At 34.2% G+C, this 17,700-nt stretch carries 19 protein-coding genes; 7 read left to right on the top strand and 12 right to left on the bottom strand.

The window, feature by feature from the left end:
- Positions 1–11: 11 nt before the first annotated feature.
- Positions 12–284, bottom strand: a complete 273-nt coding sequence (locus tag A9501_RS07625; RefSeq protein ID WP_065265465.1) for an oxidative damage protection protein — start codon at positions 282–284, stop codon at positions 12–14.
- A complete protein-coding gene (gene mutY, locus A9501_RS07620; protein WP_065265464.1) occupies positions 262–1,398 on the bottom strand; it encodes an A/G-specific adenine glycosylase in 1,137 nt (378 codons plus the stop codon). Before mutY ends, A9501_RS07625 begins: the two co-directional genes overlap by 23 nt.
- A gap of 173 nt (positions 1,399–1,571) precedes the next feature.
- Between mutY and rpmE the strand changes: the two genes are divergently transcribed.
- The 5 genes from rpmE to A9501_RS07595 all read left to right on the top strand — a co-directional run bounded on the left by rpmE (position 1,572) and on the right by A9501_RS07595 (position 5,333).
- The gene (gene rpmE / locus A9501_RS07615; protein ID WP_005625828.1) at positions 1,572–1,784 is read left to right on the top strand and encodes a 50S ribosomal protein L31; all 213 of its coding nucleotides are present in this window, start codon (positions 1,572–1,574) and stop codon (positions 1,782–1,784) included.
- 94 nt (positions 1,785–1,878) lie between these two features.
- Entirely contained in the window at positions 1,879–2,859 is a 981-nt protein-coding gene (locus A9501_RS07610) for a glycosyltransferase family 2 protein (RefSeq protein WP_065265463.1), read from the top strand.
- Positions 2,860–3,753 (top strand): glycosyltransferase family 8 protein, encoded by an 894-nt coding sequence (locus A9501_RS07605; protein WP_065265462.1) that lies wholly within the window; start codon positions 2,860–2,862, stop codon positions 3,751–3,753.
- Between the two features lie 11 nt (positions 3,754–3,764).
- Positions 3,765–4,574, top strand: coding sequence for a glycosyltransferase family 25 protein (locus tag A9501_RS07600; protein WP_065265461.1), 810 nt, complete (start codon positions 3,765–3,767; stop codon positions 4,572–4,574).
- A 12-nt stretch (positions 4,575–4,586) separates the two neighbouring features.
- The gene (locus tag A9501_RS07595) at positions 4,587–5,333 is read left to right on the top strand and encodes a glycosyltransferase family 25 protein (RefSeq protein WP_065265460.1); all 747 of its coding nucleotides are present in this window, start codon (positions 4,587–4,589) and stop codon (positions 5,331–5,333) included.
- A 38-nt stretch (positions 5,334–5,371) separates the two neighbouring features.
- Here A9501_RS07595 and hemN read toward each other — a convergent pair whose 3' ends face one another.
- The 4 genes from hemN to A9501_RS07575 form a co-directional block, all read right to left on the bottom strand.
- Positions 5,372–6,739, bottom strand: coding sequence for an oxygen-independent coproporphyrinogen III oxidase (gene hemN / locus A9501_RS07590; RefSeq protein WP_065265459.1), 1,368 nt, complete (start codon positions 6,737–6,739; stop codon positions 5,372–5,374).
- Positions 6,739–7,185: a DUF2489 domain-containing protein gene (locus A9501_RS07585; protein WP_065265458.1), complete on the bottom strand. Its 447-nt coding sequence runs from the start codon at positions 7,183–7,185 to the stop codon at positions 6,739–6,741. The genes hemN and A9501_RS07585 overlap by 1 nt, the downstream gene beginning before the upstream one ends.
- Before the next feature lie 3 nt (positions 7,186–7,188).
- Entirely contained in the window at positions 7,189–7,749 is a 561-nt protein-coding gene (yihI, locus tag A9501_RS07580; protein WP_048952719.1) for a Der GTPase-activating protein YihI, read from the bottom strand.
- Between the two features lie 120 nt (positions 7,750–7,869).
- The gene (locus tag A9501_RS07575) at positions 7,870–9,396 is read right to left on the bottom strand and encodes a catalase (RefSeq protein ID WP_065265457.1); all 1,527 of its coding nucleotides are present in this window, start codon (positions 9,394–9,396) and stop codon (positions 7,870–7,872) included.
- A gap of 248 nt (positions 9,397–9,644) precedes the next feature.
- On the opposite strand from A9501_RS07575, the gene A9501_RS07570 reads away from it, so the two are divergent.
- On the top strand, positions 9,645–10,802 hold the full coding sequence (locus A9501_RS07570; protein ID WP_065265456.1) for an EmrA/EmrK family multidrug efflux transporter periplasmic adaptor subunit: 1,158 nt from the start codon (positions 9,645–9,647) through the stop codon (positions 10,800–10,802).
- Positions 10,803–10,811: 9 nt separating this feature from the next.
- Positions 10,812–12,344 carry a DHA2 family efflux MFS transporter permease subunit gene (locus tag A9501_RS07565; protein ID WP_005635196.1) on the top strand — a complete coding sequence of 511 codons (1,533 nt, stop codon included), beginning with the start codon at positions 10,812–10,814 and terminating at the stop codon, positions 12,342–12,344.
- A gap of 132 nt (positions 12,345–12,476) precedes the next feature.
- Here A9501_RS07565 and A9501_RS09750 read toward each other — a convergent pair whose 3' ends face one another.
- The 6 genes from A9501_RS09750 to A9501_RS09745 all read right to left on the bottom strand — a co-directional run bounded on the left by A9501_RS09750 (position 12,477) and on the right by A9501_RS09745 (position 17,678).
- Positions 12,477–12,614 carry a hypothetical protein gene (locus A9501_RS09750; protein ID WP_179855789.1) on the bottom strand — a complete coding sequence of 46 codons (138 nt, stop codon included), beginning with the start codon at positions 12,612–12,614 and terminating at the stop codon, positions 12,477–12,479.
- Positions 12,615–12,644: 30 nt separating this feature from the next.
- Entirely contained in the window at positions 12,645–12,992 is a 348-nt protein-coding gene (locus A9501_RS07560) for a hypothetical protein (protein WP_065265455.1), read from the bottom strand.
- 387 nt (positions 12,993–13,379) lie between these two features.
- Positions 13,380–14,471 (bottom strand): IS1595 family transposase, encoded by a 1,092-nt coding sequence (locus A9501_RS07555; RefSeq protein WP_065265454.1) that lies wholly within the window; start codon positions 14,469–14,471, stop codon positions 13,380–13,382.
- Between the two features lie 202 nt (positions 14,472–14,673).
- On the bottom strand, positions 14,674–15,738 hold the full coding sequence (locus A9501_RS07550; RefSeq protein ID WP_065265453.1) for a restriction endonuclease subunit S: 1,065 nt from the start codon (positions 15,736–15,738) through the stop codon (positions 14,674–14,676).
- Complete coding sequence (locus tag A9501_RS07545; protein WP_065265452.1) at positions 15,731–17,518, bottom strand: HsdM family class I SAM-dependent methyltransferase; 1,788 nt, start codon at positions 17,516–17,518, stop codon at positions 15,731–15,733. Before A9501_RS07545 ends, A9501_RS07550 begins: the two co-directional genes overlap by 8 nt.
- Positions 17,505–17,678 (bottom strand): hypothetical protein, encoded by a 174-nt coding sequence (locus A9501_RS09745; protein ID WP_179855788.1) that lies wholly within the window; start codon positions 17,676–17,678, stop codon positions 17,505–17,507. Before A9501_RS09745 ends, A9501_RS07545 begins: the two co-directional genes overlap by 14 nt.
- Between the last annotated feature and the right edge of the window lie 22 nt (positions 17,679–17,700).

Raw genomic sequence — 17,700 nt, 5'->3', positions numbered from 1 at the left:
GTTACAGGCAATTAATTTGATGGTGGAACATAACCTTCAATATGCACATCTTTTCCTTCAAACAAAAAATTGATCATTTCTTGTTCTAATAATTTACGATGCTCGGTATTCATCATATTGAGTTTTTTTTCATTAACCAGCATCGTTTGTTTTTTGATCCATTCTCCCCAAGCCTGTTTGCTGATTGAATCAAAAATACGTTTTCCGAGTTCACCAGGATAGAGCTGGAAATCTAAACCTTCTGCTTCTTTTTTAAGATGTTCACAAAATACTGTTCTTGCCATAATGATTCCTTACAAATTGAATTAAAAGATTTTTTACCGGTTGAGCAAGCCCGATTTGTTCAGGATTTTGCGGATCATACCAATATTTGACCGTACTGGATAGATTTGATTGATATTCTTTTGGGTTTTCCGAGATTTTACGCCAATCATCGTTTTCTTGTTCAATATGTAAATTATCATTAACTTCTGCGTAAATTGGGTGAATATCTAAATGAAAATGACTAAAAGTATGTCGAAAACTTGGCCAGGCTTGATAATGGGAAATACCTTCTTGTATGAGGTGGTTCAATAACGTTGATTTATCCTCAAATTGAGGAAAGCAAAATAATCCTCCCCATAATCCCGAATTTTCTCTTTGTTCTAACCACACTTTTCCTTTGTTTGATAGTATTAAAAAATAGGTTTCTTTTTCTGGTATGGTTTTTTTATGTTTTTTATTTGGAAATTTCCCCCAACTTTCATGTTTATTCGCCAAACAATCCTTATTTAAAGGGCAAAGTTCACATTTTGGTTTTGTTCGTGTGCATACCATTGCACCAATATCCATCATCGCTTGGTTAAAGTCAGCAACGTGTGTTACAGGCGTGACTTGTTCAGTTAAATGCCACAGGTAATTTTCCACTTTTTTTTCACCCGTCCAGCCTTCCACTTCAAAATAGCGGGCAAGTACACGTTTTACATTACCATCTAAAATCGGGTAAGGTTGATTTAAAACCGAAGATAAAATCGCACCCGCTGTGGAGCGCCCTATGCCAGGCAATGCCCATACTTGTTCAAAATTAGTTGGAAAATTCCCATTAAATTCATCCCGCACTTTTTGGGCTGCTTTATGTAAGTTACGTGCACGCGCATAATAGCCTAAGCCTGTCCATAAATGTAAGACTTCGTCTTGTGATGCATTAGCAAGTGCGGTAATAGAGGGGAATGTTTTTATAAATTGCTTAAAATAAGGTATAACAGTGGCTACTTGTGTTTGCTGTAGCATTACTTCAGAAAGCCATACGCCATAGAGCGTTTTATCTTGTTGCCAAGGCAAATTCTTACGCCCGAATTTGTCGTACCAATCTAAAATAGATTTGGCAAAAGAAGTATGTATTGAAGATTGTGCTTGCATAAGGAAAAGTTTTGTTAAGAATGTTTTTGATTCTACACTAAAATGGGGCTTGTTTATCTATGTTTTTTCAGTATAATTCGCAGTCTATTTGGTGCCAAATATGGCGTATTATTCACTCACGCGGTGTAGGAAGAAAGTTCTTATAGCGGCGTGGCTTCATTTTGAGGTTTTCTATGAAACAAGGTATTCACCCAGAATATAAAGAAATCACGGCAACCTGCTCTTGTGGTAACGTGATCAAAACTCGTTCAACTTTAGGCAAAGATATTAACCTTGATGTGTGTGGTAACTGTCACCCATTCTACACTGGTAAACAACGGGTTGTAGATACTGGCGGTCGTGTTGAACGCTTTAACAGCCGTTTCAAAATCCCAAGCACAAAATAGTTTGAACTTGCTTCGAAACCCTGCCAAATGGTGGGGTTTTGTTTTATCTGAAGAACATGTAGAATAGAAACAGAAAAAATAAAGGTTTGAATATATGAAATATTATCCATTGGTATCTATTATAGTCTGTGCTTACAATGTTGAAAAGTATATAGATGAGAGTATTACCTCTATTATTAATCAAACATATAAGAATCTAGAGATTATCATTATTAACGATGGTTCTACTGACTTAACTTTATCTCATTTAGAGAGACTTAATAAGTTAGATGAAAGGATTAAAATTATTAATAATAAACATAACTTGGGGTTTATAAATTCTTTAAATATAGGGCTTAGATATTTCTCTGGTAAGTATATTGCAAGAATGGATGCAGATGATATAGCTAAGCCATTTTGGATAGAGAAGTTGATTACATATTTAGAGAGTAACCTTAATATTATCGCTATAGGAACATATTTAGAAGTTATTGTAGAGAAAGAATGTGGGGTGATTGGAGCTCAATATAAAACAGGAGATATATGGAAAAATCCTCTACAGCATAATGAGATTTGTGAATCTATGCTTTTTAATAACGTGATGCATAATAATACTATGATTATGAGGGCTAGTGTATATAAAGAATATGGATTAATCTTTAATAAAGACTACCCTCATGCTGAAGATTATAAGTTTTGGTCGGAAGTTAGCAAGTTTGGTAATTTGGCTAATTATCCTGAAGCTCTAGTTAAGTATAGGTTACATAGTAATCAAACGTCTTCTATTCATAATGGTAAGCAAAATGAGATAGCAAAAAGAATAAAGAGAGAAAATATTACATATTATCTTAATAAAATTGGTATAAATATAGATATAAGAAATGAAGTTTCATTATTAACCTTATATAATCTAGATAAAGACAATGAGGTTTTAGTTAAAATATTATATGAAATATACATGAGTTTAAATAAATACAATATTATTTCTTTTCATCATTTTATAAAGTATCATTTTAAATTATTTAATATAAGTCAAAAGATAAAGATAGTGAAAAAATTTTTAAGAAAGAATAAATACAAAAGTAATCTAGTATAAATGAATATTATATTTTCATCAGATGATAATTATTCTCCTTATCTAGCAATCAGTATACTTAGTATATTAAAGAACAATGATAAGGTAAGATTTTATGTTTTAGATTTAGGTATCAGTCAATTAAATAAGGATTGTATAGTAAGAATTGTAGATTATTATGATGGAAAAATAAGTTTCATACCTATTGATGATAACGATTTTATTAATTTTCCAAAAACAATTGATTATATTTCATTGGCAACATATGCAAGATTAAATTTATCTGAGTATATTAAAGATATTGATAAAGCAATTTATATCGATGTTGATACGTTAACAAATGGTTCATTAGATGAGCTTTGGAATACTAATATAGATGATTATTATTTAGCTGCTTGTCAAGATACATTTATAGATATAGAAAACGCAGAGTATAAAAGTAAGATTGGATTAGATTGCTCTACTTACTTTAATGCGGGTGTTTTATTGATAAATTTTAATAAATGGAGAGAGGATAGCATATTAAAAAATTCTATTGACTGGCTTCTAGAATACAAAGAGATCATTAAGTATCAAGATCAGGATGTTCTAAATGGAATTTTAAAAGGTAAAGTAAAATTTATTAATAATAGATTCAACTTTACTCCATCAGAAAGACACCTTATAAAAAAAGGTTATAAATCTAAAACAGAAATGCCAATTGTTATATATCATTATTGTGGTGGAACCAAGTTTTGGCATAAAAGTTGTGATCATACTAATAGTCAGCTAGGGTATAGCTTATTAAAAGAAATTAATAATATAATAAATACACCGAATTCTTGGAACAATAAGTTTGAAGATATCTCTTTATTTTCTAAACTAAATAAATTTAATAGAAAAATTAAAGATAAAATAAAATATGGCATCTATTAGGAATCTCATTTATGCACATAAATTATATAGTTAGTCTAATTTCTGCCAGTAAACGTAGAAAACATATAAGGCAGGAATTTGATTACCATAAAATTCCATTTGAATTTTATGATGCACTTATGCCATCAGAAAGGCTTACCCAACTTATTCAAACTCATTTACCAAATCTTACATATGCAAAATTAACTGAAGGTGAAAAAGCTTGTTTTATGAGTCATTGGATACTTTGGCAAAAGTGTATTGATGATAATTTGCCTTATATTTATATTTTTGAAGACGATATATTATTAGGTGAAAATGCTTATGATTTTTTAGCTGAAGACGAATGGCTCAAAGAGCGATTTAATTTTAGTGAGAATTTTATCTTGAGATTAGAGACATTTTTAAAACCATCTTTTTATGAAGATACTCTAATACCTGCTTATAAAAATCGGTTGTTTAAACGATTAAACGAAGTTCAATATGGTACAGCTGGATATGTAATCTCTCGTTCTATGATCATTTATCTTATGTCTTGGCTTAAGTCTCTAGAAGCAGATGAGCTTGATGCTATTGATAGGATGATATTTGAAGAAAGTATTAAAAATCCTGAATTAAAAATTTATCAATTATTTCCAGGCATTTGCGTTCAAGAATTACAGTTAAATAAGTCAAAAAGTAAATTAGATAGTTCGTTACAAAGCGAGAGAATTGTTATTCAAAAAGCAAATGAAGTAAAAGAAAAAAGGACAGTATTAGAAAATATAATAAGATTATTTACTAAACATAAAAGGATTATTGCTAAAAGAAATAAGCAGAAATTTATTATTCCATTTAAATAATATGGAGAAATTATGTCTCTCATACCCATTTATATCATCAATCTAGAAAAATCTACCGATCGTAAAGCTTATATGCAGGCTCAGTTTGATCAATTATTTTTGAATAATTCAGAACAGGCTATTCATTTCTTTAAGGCAATTAATGGAAAAGAAAATCCGAATCACCCCTTATTTCAACGTTATAATGAGAAGAAGAGAGTGAATGTGAAAGGGTATCCACTCACACTCAATCAACTAGGGTGCTATGCTAGCCATTATTCAATGTGGGAAAAATGTGTTGAGTTAGATAGCCCTATTATTGTGTTGGAAGATGACGCTAAGTTTAAAGATAATTTTCTAGACGTGCTTGATTTTATTAATAGTGAGAAAAATACCTTTGAGTTTTTCTGGCTACAGCCTGATCGTTTAAAAAATAAAAGAAAATTAGTGGCGGATTTTGGGCATTTCTCTGTTTATCAATTTAGTAAAGGTTTTATTGGTGCGACAGGTTATTATTTAACACCTAAAGCGGCTAAGAAATTTTTAGCGCAAAGCCAAGAATGGTATTTAACTGTAGATGTGACAATGGATCGTTTTTTTGAAAATAAAGTCCCACCTTATGCAATTGTACCGTTTTGCTTAGAGGCAGATTATGAAATTGAATCAACTATTTTTGAAAAGCAGAAGAAAATCAAGACATTAAAAACAGTGATTGCAAGAGAGTTATTTAATATTAGTACCAGTATTAAAAGGAATATTTATAATTTGTTGCATCCATAAATGACAAAGTGCGGTAAAATTTTTACCGCACTTTTTTGTTATATTATTCTTGAAAATTGCTGACGTTTTGCTGCTTCACGTGAGTAAGTATCAAAACACAAACAGATGTTACGAATTAATAGCCTTCCTTTTGGCGAAACTTGGAGACCTGTATGCGTGAGTTTGATAAGCTCATCATCGATTAATGGTTTTAATAGTGCTAAATCTTCGGCAAAGTGAGTGGTAAACTGAATGTTATATTGTGCCTCAATCGGTGAGAAATCGAGTTTAAAGTTACAAATTAATTGTTTAATAACATCACGGCGTAAGCAGTCTTCTTGTGTTAATGCTAATCCTTTATGTAGAGCATTGCCTTGTTCTTCAATGAGGGCATAATAGCGCTTTAAGTCTTTTTCATTCTGTGCATAAGTATCACCCAATAAGCTAATAGAAGACACGCCAAGCCCTAATAAATCACATTCTTCTTGCGTTGTGTAGCCTTGAAAGTTTCGGTGTAATACGCCTTGGTCCTGTGCAATGGCAAGTTCATCATGGGGTTTAGCAAAGTGATCCATACCGATAAATTTATAACCTGCATTACCTAGTGTTTCGATCGTTTTTTGCAAAATGGTTAGTTTTGTTTCTGGCGTGGGCAGTTGATATTCTTTAATTTTTGCTTGCCCAGGTACGCGACTTGGTAAATGCGCATAATTAAATACACTTAATCGATCTGGATTGAGTGCAATTACTTTTTCAAGGGTGAACATAAAACTTTCTACAGTTTGTAATGGCAAACCATAAATTAAATCAAGGTTGGTTGATTGAAAGCCTAACTCTCTAGCGTGCTCTAACAATGCATGAATAAAATCTTCATCTTGTTCACGATTTACCGCTTTTTGCACATCTTTATTAAAGTCTTGTACACCCATGCTCATGCGGTTAAAACCAAGGTGACGTAAATGATCAAGCATAGAAAGTTCAATTCTACGAGGATCGATTTCAATTGAAATTTCAGCTGTCTCAGATACTGTAAAATGTTTTTTTAGCATTGCCATTAAACGAGCTGATTGGATTTCACTCAGATAGGTGGGGGTACCGCCACCCCAGTGAATTTGGGTAACGAGACGATGCTTAAATAATGCTGAGCGCGAACTAATTTCTTTTTCAAGGTAATCTAAATAAATATCAGCCTTATGTTGATGGCGAGTGATCACTTTATTACAGGCACAGAAATAGCAGAGCTGGTGGCAAAAAGGAATGTGAACGTATAAAGAGAGCGGACGATTTGGGTAGCGTTTTACGGCGGCTTCAAAATCTTGCTCTGTATAATTTTCATTAAATTCTAGGGCTGTTGGATAGGAGGTATAACGCGGGCCTGATTGGTTGTATTTTTGAATAAGTGCGCTATCCCAAATAATTTCTGACATTAAATCACTCCAATCTGTTTAATATCGTCTAAAAACTGACGTAATTCTTCTTTAATTTCGTGTTCAAATTTGGCTTCGGCTCTTTCACGTGCTAAATCTAAACGCATTCTTTCTTTTTTTTCTAATTGTTTACGAGCATCATGAGTTGGCATGTTATGTACGATTTCATGTAATTGCGCCATACTGGGGTATGGAGTAAGCGTTTTACCAAAGGGCATTAATAACATGGTAAGGCGAATTACACCTTCTGAGTGATTACATTCGCCAGACTGCATTGCTCGAGCAATGATTTCAATACTTTCCTTTAAGTTGGCTTCCCTTATCGCTTTGGATTTAGCTATCATAATGTTTTGTTGTTTTAGCTGTTTTAGTAAACGAATTGCATATCCACTTAACCCTAGAACAACAATAAGTGCAATAATACTTAAAATAATGATCCAAATCATAGATTATCTAAATTGATTAATATCAATACGTTCAAAAGTGCGGTATAAATCATCTTCGTTTTCGTCTTCCTCTTCAATGCCTAGTTCTTCCATTAATTCGGCAATTCTTTCGAGACATTCATCCACAAATTGTTGATCTGCTTTGGTAATTGCTTTACCTTCATCTAAGGCATCTAATAATTCATTCAGAATCTCATTATTTTCAAGCTTTTCAAGCTCTTGCATTGGATCTAACTTTTTCACCTGTTTTACGACAGGAATCGTTTGTCCTTTTTCTGGTTTATTAACGAATTCTACAATTAATGGTACTTTTTTCTTGCTACCAATTTTAGGATCTTTAATTTCTTGTTGGATTTTGTTCGTTTTGTCTTCTATTGCGCTATGACGAGAACCTGATGCTAAACCTTTATGTTTTCGTTTTTTCTTATCTTCACGTGCTTTGGCATCTAATTCATAACGTGTGAGTTTTTTTCCTGGACGAGAGTTGGAGATTTCGGGTTTCTTATCCGCTTTACGGATTGGCATAACATCAGTGATGCGACGTGTTTTTTTCTTACGAGCCATTCATAGTTCCTTTTTATAAAATTTTGCGGATTGTATCATTTTCATGTCTAAATTTATAGGCAAATAAAAAACGGAAGTACGTCACTTCCGTTTTTCTTTATCAGTAAAAACTGATTACAATTATAACAATCCACCTTGTCCTAATGCGGGATCAGTATCACGAGCTTTTAATGCATCTTCTACTGTTAATCCTAATGCTTTTGCAACACCAGCGCCGTATGCAGGATCACACCAGTGACAATTACGGATATGACGGTATTTGATGAAGTCAGGCGCATCCCCCATTGCCGCTGCAGTATTATTAAATAATGCTTGTTTTTGTTCAGCATTCATTAAGTTAAATAATGCACGTGGTTGGCTGAAGTAGTCATTATCATCTTGGCGATAATCCCAGAATGCAGCATCCCCATTAATACGAAGAGGTGGTTCTGCAAAATCAGGTTGTTGTTGCCATTGATTGAAGCTGTTTGGTTCATAGTGTGGTAAGCTTCCGTAGTTACTATCAACACGACCTTGACCATCGCGTTGGTTGCTATGAACTGGGCAACGTGGACGGTTTACTGGAATTTGACGGTAGTTCACACCTAAACGGTAACGTTGTGCATCCGCATAGTTGAATAAACGAGCTTGTAACATTCTGTCAGGACTTGCACCGATACCTGGAACTAAGTTGCTTGGTGCAAAAGCAGATTGCTCTACATCAGCAAAGAAGTTTTCTGGGTTACGATTAAGTTCAAATTCACCTACTTCAATTAATGGATAATCTTTTTTCGGCCATACTTTGGTTAAGTCAAATGGGTGGTAAGGCACTTTTTCAGCATCAGCTTCAGGCATGATTTGTACAAATAGTTTCCATTTAGGGAAGTCACCGCGTTCGATTGCTTCATATAAATCGCGTTGATGACTTTCGCGGTCGTTTGCAATCACTGCTGCTGCTTCCGCATCGGTTAAGTTTTTAATACCTTGTTGAGTATGGAAATGGAATTTTACCCAGAAACGTTCACCAGCTTCATTCCAGAAACTATAAGTGTGTGAACCATAACCATGCATATGACGATAACTTGCTGGAATGCCACGGTCGCTCATTACAATAGTAACTTGATGTAACGCTTCCGGTAATAATGTCCAGAAATCCCAGTTGTTTGTTGCTGAACGCATATTAGTGCGAGGATCGCGTTTTACAGCTTTATTTAAATCAGGGAATTTACGAGGATCACGTAAGAAGAATACTGGGGTATTGTTACCCACTAAATCCCAGTTACCTTCTTCAGTATAGAATTTTAATGCAAAACCACGAATATCACGTTCAGCATCTGCTGCACCACGTTCACCCGCAACAGTGGTAAAGCGCGCGAACATTTCTGTTTTTTTGCCAACTTCACTGAAAATTTTTGCACGAGTATATTTAGTAATATCGTGTGTGACAGTAAAGGTACCAAAAGCACCAGAACCTTTTGCGTGCATACGGCGCTCAGGAATTACTTCACGTACAAAATCTGCTAGTTTTTCATTTAACCATAAATCTTGTGCAAGTAATGGGCCGCGAGGTCCTGCAGTTAAGCTATTTTGGTTATCGGCAACAGGGGCACCGTTACCCATGGTAAGATTAGAGCCATTTAAATGTGAAAAAGGACATTGAGAACTCATAGAATACTCCTTGTAAAGTAAATAATCGTTTGGTTGAAATAAATTTCTTGGGTATCATACAAAAAGGTTTTGACGATTGAAATCTATTGAATCAATTCAAAAAAACTATTTTAAACTTTATCTATATTGAGTTCCTTTTGATAAAGTTTCATAATGAAGCATTTCGATCTTTCATAGCGTTTCAAGATTAGCTTTAAATTTTTTTAATGAGTTAATTTTGAGCGCGATTCCTAATTTAGGATTAATTTATGGCTGAAATTAAACAATCTGATATTCCTAATCAGGCAAAACGTAAAAAAAGTCTCGGTATTTTTATCGTTATTTTACTTATTTTAAGTATCACTTGTACTTTGTATTGGTTTTTCTTCTTGAAGGATTTTGAAGAAACAGAAGATGCTTATGTGGGGGGTAATCAAGTGATGGTATCATCACAAGTTGCGGGTAATGTAGCGAAGATTAATGCTGACAATATGGATAAAGTCCATGCAGGTGATATTCTAGTTGAATTGGATGATACGAATGCGAAACTTAGTTTCGAACAGGCAAAAAGCAATCTCGCCAATGCTGTACGTCAGGTAGAACAACTCGGTTTTACTGTGCAGCAATTACAATCAGCTGTGCACGCCAATGAAATTTCTTTAGCTCAAGCACAAGGCAATTTGGCGCGCCGAGTTCAACTTGAAAAAATGGGTGCAATTGATAAAGAATCTTTCCAGCATGCAAAAGAAGCCGTTGAACTCTCCAAAGCAAATTTAAATTCCTCTAGAAACCAATTAGCTGCGAATCAGGCTTTATTGAGTAACGTTCCATTACGTCAACAACCGCAAATACAGAATGCAATGAGTTCGCTCAAACAGGCTTGGTTGAATTTACAACGTACAAAAATTAGAAGTCCAATTGATGGGTATGTGGCACGTCGCAATGTTCAGGTTGGGCAAGCCGTTTCAGTGGGCGGCGCATTAATGGCGGTGGTATCTAATGAGCAAATGTGGTTAGAAGCTAACTTCAAAGAAACCCAATTAACGAATATGCGCATTGGCCAGCCAGTGAAAATTCATTTTGATTTATACGGTAAAAATAAAGAATTTGATGGCGTGATAAATGGCATTGAAATGGGGACTGGCAATGCGTTTTCTCTTTTGCCTTCACAAAATGCTACGGGTAACTGGATTAAAGTGGTGCAACGCGTACCTGTGCGAATTAAATTAGATCCACAACAATTTGTTGAAACGCCATTACGAATTGGTCTTTCTGCAACGGCAAAAGTAAGAATTGCAGATTCATCTGGCCCAATGTTGAGAGAAAAATCAGAACCGAAAACGTTATTTGCTACTGATACACTTAAGTATGATGAAAGTGCGGTAGAAGATTTGATTGAATCTATCATTCAGCAAAACAGCCATTAAGGCGGTGTTATGGACAATTCCGCAAAAAAATTCCCGCCTATTCAAGGTGCCGCCCTAATTTTATTGACGCTGGCTTTATCTCTCGCCACCTTTATGCAGGTATTAGATTCTACCATTGCAAATGTGGCGATTCCTACTATAGCGGGCGATCTTGGCGCATCTTTTAGTCAAGGTACGTGGGTAATTACTTCTTTTGGTGTGGCAAATGCGATTTCTATTCCAATAACAGGTTGGTTAGCAAAACGTTTTGGCGAAGTGCGGTTATTTTTAGTCTCAACTTTTTTATTTGTTGTCTCTTCTTGGCTCTGTGGGATTGCAGATAGTCTTGAGGCATTAATTATTTTTCGTGTCATTCAAGGTGCTGTCGCAGGCCCGGTGATCCCTCTTTCGCAAAGTTTATTATTAAATAATTATCCACCAGAAAAACGAGGAATGGCATTGGCATTTTGGTCAATGACTATTGTTGTTGCGCCTATTTTTGGTCCAATTTTAGGCGGATGGATTAGTGATAATATCCATTGGGGATGGATCTTCTTTATCAATGTTCCGATTGGTTTATTAGTTGTGCTAATCAGCTGGAAGATTTTAGGTAGCCGAGAAAGTGAAATTGTTCATCAACCTATTGATAAAGTCGGTTTAGTTTTACTTGTCTTAGGCGTGGGATGTTTGCAATTAATGCTTGATCAGGGGCGTGAGCAAGATTGGTTTAATTCTAATGAAATCATTATATTAGCCGTTGTTGCTGTCGTTTGTCTGATTGCCTTGGTTATTTGGGAATTGACGGATGACAATCCTGTAGTGGATATTTCGCTTTTCCATTCTCGTAATTTTAGCGTAGGGTGTTTATGTACTAGTTTAGCCTTTTTGATTTATCTAGGTTCTGTGGTATTAATTCCTCTCTTGCTACAACAAGTCTTCCATTACACCGCGACGTGGGCTGGGCTTGCGGCTTCCCCAGTTGGATTATTCCCAATTTTGCTTTCACCGATTATTGGGCGTTTCGGTTATAAGATCGATATGCGAGTTTTAGTGACGATAAGTTTTATTGTATATGCAATAACATTTTATTGGCGAGCGGTGACTTTCGAGCCATCAATGACTTTTGCTGATGTGGCTTTACCACAATTAGTGCAAGGTTTAGCGGTAGCCTGTTTCTTTATGCCACTTACCACGATAACCTTGTCTGGTTTACCTGCGCATAAAATGGCTTCCGCCTCTAGCTTGTTTAACTTTTTGAGAACTTTGGCAGGTTCAGTAGGGACATCTCTAACCACATTTATGTGGTATAACCGTGAAGCTGTTCACCATACTCAATTAACAGAACACATTAATCCTTATAACCCAATTTCCCAAAGTTTTTACCATCAAATGAATCAATTTGGTTTAAGTGATACCCAAACTTCAGCTTACCTCGCTCAACAAATAACATCGCAAGGATTTATTATTGGTGCAAATGAAATATTTTGGCTATCAGCTATGGGATTCTTAGGATTGTTTATTGTGATTTGGTTTGCAAAACCACCTTTTGGCGGGCGTCATTAGCGGTATATCCCTGATACAAAAGAGCGGTCAAAAATATCGGTATTATGTAGCAGTTGCACAAGGCAAAAACTTACTAAAGTTGAAAAAAATGCCTCTACTAACATAGAGGCATTTTCCTATAATTTACAAATATTAAGCAACTTTCTTCATTTCTTTCTTAAGTAATGAATATTCGAATTCTTTTCTTACCTTTTCAAGACGTTCTACACAATCTTCTGCTTTTTTTAGTAAGTTTAACACTTTTACTTGATTCATTGTCAATGTAGTCATAATTAATTCTCCTAATGGAACGTGATATATTTACAATATATAAGGTTCGCAGTCTAAGGCAGCTATTGCAGCACCCAAACCTTCAACATCTTGCTGATCAATAGCTACAGCAAGAGACGTAAAAATAGTCACAATCTTTTCTAATTCAACGATCGCCTGTTTTGGAATCGGGATCCCCATATCTTGCAATTTTTCGATAATACCGACATACTGCTTCAAAATAGCAGCACTTTCAGAATAAGTGGGCGTTCTATTTTTTAAAACATCAAGCGCATTTAATTTAGCATATTTCAGCAATGCATTGATCTCTCCATAAATACGACTCTGGAGTTCTTCAAATTTTTGTTCGGCTAGAGAGACTAACTCACTATTATCCATACTACCATCCATATCACATCTAAAACTGCACATGATAGTCTTTTCGCGAAAAGACTATCATGTGCAGTTCAACTTGTCAAAAAATTTTCTATAATATATCTTAAACTTGCTATAGGGTCAAGATGACTTTTCCCTATATAGGAAACATATAAATACCAATATATTAGTATAATAGGGATAAATTTACTTAAAACAATGGTACTAACTAAAGTATTCTGAATACTACTCATCTAACTATGAATAATTCTGGTAAATAATCACAATCTTCGACATTGGGGTAGCTATTATCTGGTACATAAAGGTTTTTGATAGTCCATATTTTTAAATCCACATTAAGTGGCGTGTGTCATGGTTTCCATCATTGCTCCTTATGTTGCTTTAAATTGTTTAAGCTACGGCTAAATATTGGTTATCGTTTGAGGCTTCCAAACATAAACTTTCCAATCCGAATTTTGCCGTAGGTTTCTTATTTCCCTGCCAGTAACCTGTTAAATCTCGCGAAGGTCTGGCTTTCAAACAGCGTTTTAGTACGTTGTCGAATTTGTCTTTATCTGACTGGTAACGAAAATCCTCACGCCATGCGGTTTCATTCGCATAGTGCATCATGTAATTATTTCCCATCTTATGATACACACCCATAATCATTCTTCTAAATCTTGCAAAGAAGGATTCAGCTAGGTTATTGGTGGTGCCGTCAATCGAGCAATACTCTTGCGAATGGTTTACGCGATATAAGTCATAGTGAAATGCCAAGCCATCATAAGCAGGATTTTCATCAGCGCAAATTGTAGATTTTGGTGCGACTAAGCGATGTGTTAAAGCAAACATATCATCAGCATTTTCCTCTTTAACTAATGCAACGAGAGTGCGGTCGGCTCCTTTTATTATTTCCTGATTTGCAGCTTGTTGACGGAAAACCATAACGCAGGATTTATCTTTACGTTGGTGACATCTCTTACGTCTATCAATTCTCTTATGTTTAAAATTTTTTGGTCGAAGGTAGTTATTCACATAACAACCATCAATATGAATAATGCCTGTGAGTGGTGTGTAATCTTGCGTTTTTTCAACTGCTTCACGAAATTTATGTAGTAATGCCCATGACGTTTTATATTGCACGCCAATATGACGAGATAAGTTAAGAGCAGAAATCCCTTTACTATTGATAGTGAAATAATAAACCGATAACAATAGCTTTTTTAGGGAAAGTTTAGTGTGCTGAAAAATCGTACCACTTTTTACAGAAAAACGATGTTGGCAATGCTTGCACTGCCATTGCTTACGAGAAGAAATAAAATAGGCTTTATGCTCAATATGACAACGAGGACATTGAACAGTATGAAAACAATGAGAATTTCCCCAACGAGCATTTTTAAGAAGAATGAGTATTTCGGTATCAGATAAATCGTAAATAGCGAACGCAGAGAGATTGCGAAGTGCAGAAAGTAAAAGTGGTGATGTTTTCTTGTTGTTTTTCATTTTTTCGTTCAACGCGCATAATCAACTTTCAACTTATTGTTTTGTAGCCAATAAGTCATGTTTCTCTTGCTAAATTGGTTGAACGAATTAAATATAAAAAAAGCAAACGAGAAAATTTGCTTAAAGTGGGAAATATTTTAGAGCAAGTTTTGATCGATTTGCAAGAAAAAAGCAACCCTACGAGGTTGCTTATGTATATATTTTAAACTAAATGTTGTAGAGTATTACTTTGTTGCTGAAATAAATAGCTTATATAAGCTTCCATATATTGCCAATCAGGTGCATCATTTTTAGTTGGTAAATAAATAGAAAAATCGGTTTTTATATGTCGATTGAGTTCGTCAATAAAAGCTTTGTAGTACAATTGACTTTCTTTAAATACCATAATAGCAATAAACATTTTAACATTGAATGACATTTGCCATTTGGGTTTTAAAACTACAACATTTTGACTTGTGTAAAATGGAGATGGCTGAATAAAACAAGACCCAAGATATTCTCCCCCAAGTGACAAAGTTAAATTACCTGCTTCATAAGGTTTTAAACCACTAATCTCATCAACACACTCAGTAATTCCGTTACTCTTATTAGCCCTTCCGATAAAATTAATGGTTGGATTAACACTAGTCATTTTAATTTTATCTAGTTTTGTTCCCATATCTATATCAAACATTTCATTATCGTATAAATGGAATCGCTTCCAGCCTTTTAATGAAATATTTTTCTCTAGAGGGTTATTTATATGATTTGCAATGGCAGAAATACTATCTTTTTCTATCAAATATAAACATTCAATGTGCTTTTCCATGTATTCCCAGTCTGGAATGTTATTTTTTACTGGTAATTTAATAAGTAAGTTTAATGCATTTTCTCTAGTAAATTTATTTACATAATCAAAATTCATTAATTTTGCTTTTGCTTTAAACACAATCATGAAAAATAATAAGCAATTCTTTGTCCATTTATCTTTATAAATAATAGGGACTAGCTTTTGAACATGGGAATATCCGACAAAATCATTGGATTGATAAAAAATACTATCGGCTGTTGTTGTATCGCTAAATGTGATAGTATTGCCTTGTTCTGTACACTCATAGTTACTATAACCCCCAATGCCATTGTTATAACTTGAATTTACAACAACTGGATTTTTACCCTCTTCATCAAATAAATCTTTATTTATTAACTTATGATAGCGAGTAGGATTAATATCAAATAATTCAGCAATCTTAAACTCTTTCCAATCTGAAATATCTAATCTATTCATAGTTTTCCCCTTTTAGGTTTAATATGATTTGATTATTTTTAATTTCTGATTGATATAGAATTTTATTAAGCAAATTATCATTAAAGGTTTTCACATCAATACCATTTTCAAATAAAATATAATCCAAGATGACTTTTTTAAAATCCTCTTCAAAGATCTCAAATTCTTGCTGTGGTTTTTGATACGATAAACATTCATTTGGATCTAACCATTGATGTGTTTTGTATTTTTCGTCTGTTTTCATCAATACTACATCTAGCCAATAGCGTTCAATCTCAGCCCAGCGATTTTTAATGTCATGTCGCCCTTGATTTTTTACTCGCTCCAAGCCGTCATCTTCCATATAGCAAGCAAAAATTTTTCGTTCTTTCTGTGGCTTACCTGTTTCAAATACAAAAATACTGGTGGTAACACCCGCATCAAACAGGTTTTCAGGCAGTTTGATTATACTTTCTAGCGTATGTTTTTTGAGCAATCCACCCATTTTGTCTTTTTCCAGTTTTTTATCAGGTAGGATAAAGGCGCATTTTGTCCCGATTGGCACATTTTCGAGTACATTTTCTACAATTTTTTTACAACCATATTTGCGTTCATATGGGGGATTCATCAATACTTTAGTTATAGGTTTAGATTTTATCCATTCACAAGCTTGTGTTTCTCTTGTATCTAGCTGTTCTAGGTTGGTTTTTCCGTCTTTGTGAATGAGCATATTGGCGCAGGCTAGTGCGAAAATTTCTCGATCAAACTCTATACCGAATAACTGATATTTCTTGATATTTTCTGCTTCAATTGTATTTATACCACCCACTTCTTTAATCATATTTGCCATTGCTTTCACTAAAAACCCACCACTACCACAGGTAGCATCTAGCACTTTATCATTATGGCTAACTCCGATTAAGTCATACATAAAAGAGGTAATATGCTCAGGGGTAAATACTTGCCCACTCTCGGATTTTTTCTTATAGCGGTTAAACTCATTAAAGAAAATCCCCATTACATCTTCACCATTCCAATTATCGGAATTAACAGAATGGGAAATATCAATCACGCTATCAATAAAAGAATTGATGTCATCTTGGTTTTCCACGACATTCATTCTAATTTCACTATATACTTCAAGCAAAATATCAATTTTAAGATTTTGCCTGCGGTGTTCCTGCAATGACTTAGCTAATGTATCGTAAATTTTATTACGAAATGGCTCATAACCGTTATTTTTAATTGCCCCTAAATTACCGCCAAATCGCTCTACCACTAATGCTGATGCGGTAAAAATCATTCGATGATACAAATTTTTAATACCGAATTTGAAGTGTAATAAATCATTAATTTTTTTAGTTAAAGAATAGATTTTATTTTTGTCTATGTTGTTATCTTTAAATAGATCTATATAGTATTGTTTATCTTGAAGAGTTTTAGCTGTATCAATTAGTTCTTTATTTTTATATACATCAATATTATAGCCATTATAGAGAATACCAATAACCTTTTTATATTTACTTGAAATAATATCTATATTAGAAAATAATTCATCAATCCATTTCTCTTTTTTAATGTCTTCGTTACTATTTTTTGTTTCAAGAATTATTGCTACATCATTAGAATTACTAGGTAAATACCATCCATCAGGCTTTTTATCTGATTTAAAACCGAGTTGTTTGAATGTCGTAAGTTGCCCGACTCCAATCCCTAAAGTTGTAGATTTTAAATTATGATCAAAACCAAGAATTTTTCCTGCTTCATCTCTAACAATATCTTCAGTTTTAAAAATAGCCATTAACAACCTCCCCAAATAAATTTGCAAGGTTGATATTTAGATAATAAGCTATTTGTAGGCTTGTAGGCTTGTAGGCTTGTAGGCTTGTAGGCTTGTAGGCTTGTAGGCTTGTAGGCTTGTAGGCTTGTAGGCTTGTAGGCTTGTAGGCTTGTAGGGACATTTTTGTTCCTTATTGAGTTAGT

Origin of the sequence: Haemophilus sp. CCUG 66565 (genome assembly GCF_001679495.1) — a bacterium.
Taxonomy (GTDB): Bacteria; Pseudomonadota; Gammaproteobacteria; order Enterobacterales; family Pasteurellaceae; genus Haemophilus; species Haemophilus haemolyticus_K.
The sequence above is the reverse complement of the archived record's forward strand: the minus strand, read 5'-3'. Positions and strand labels throughout refer to the sequence as shown.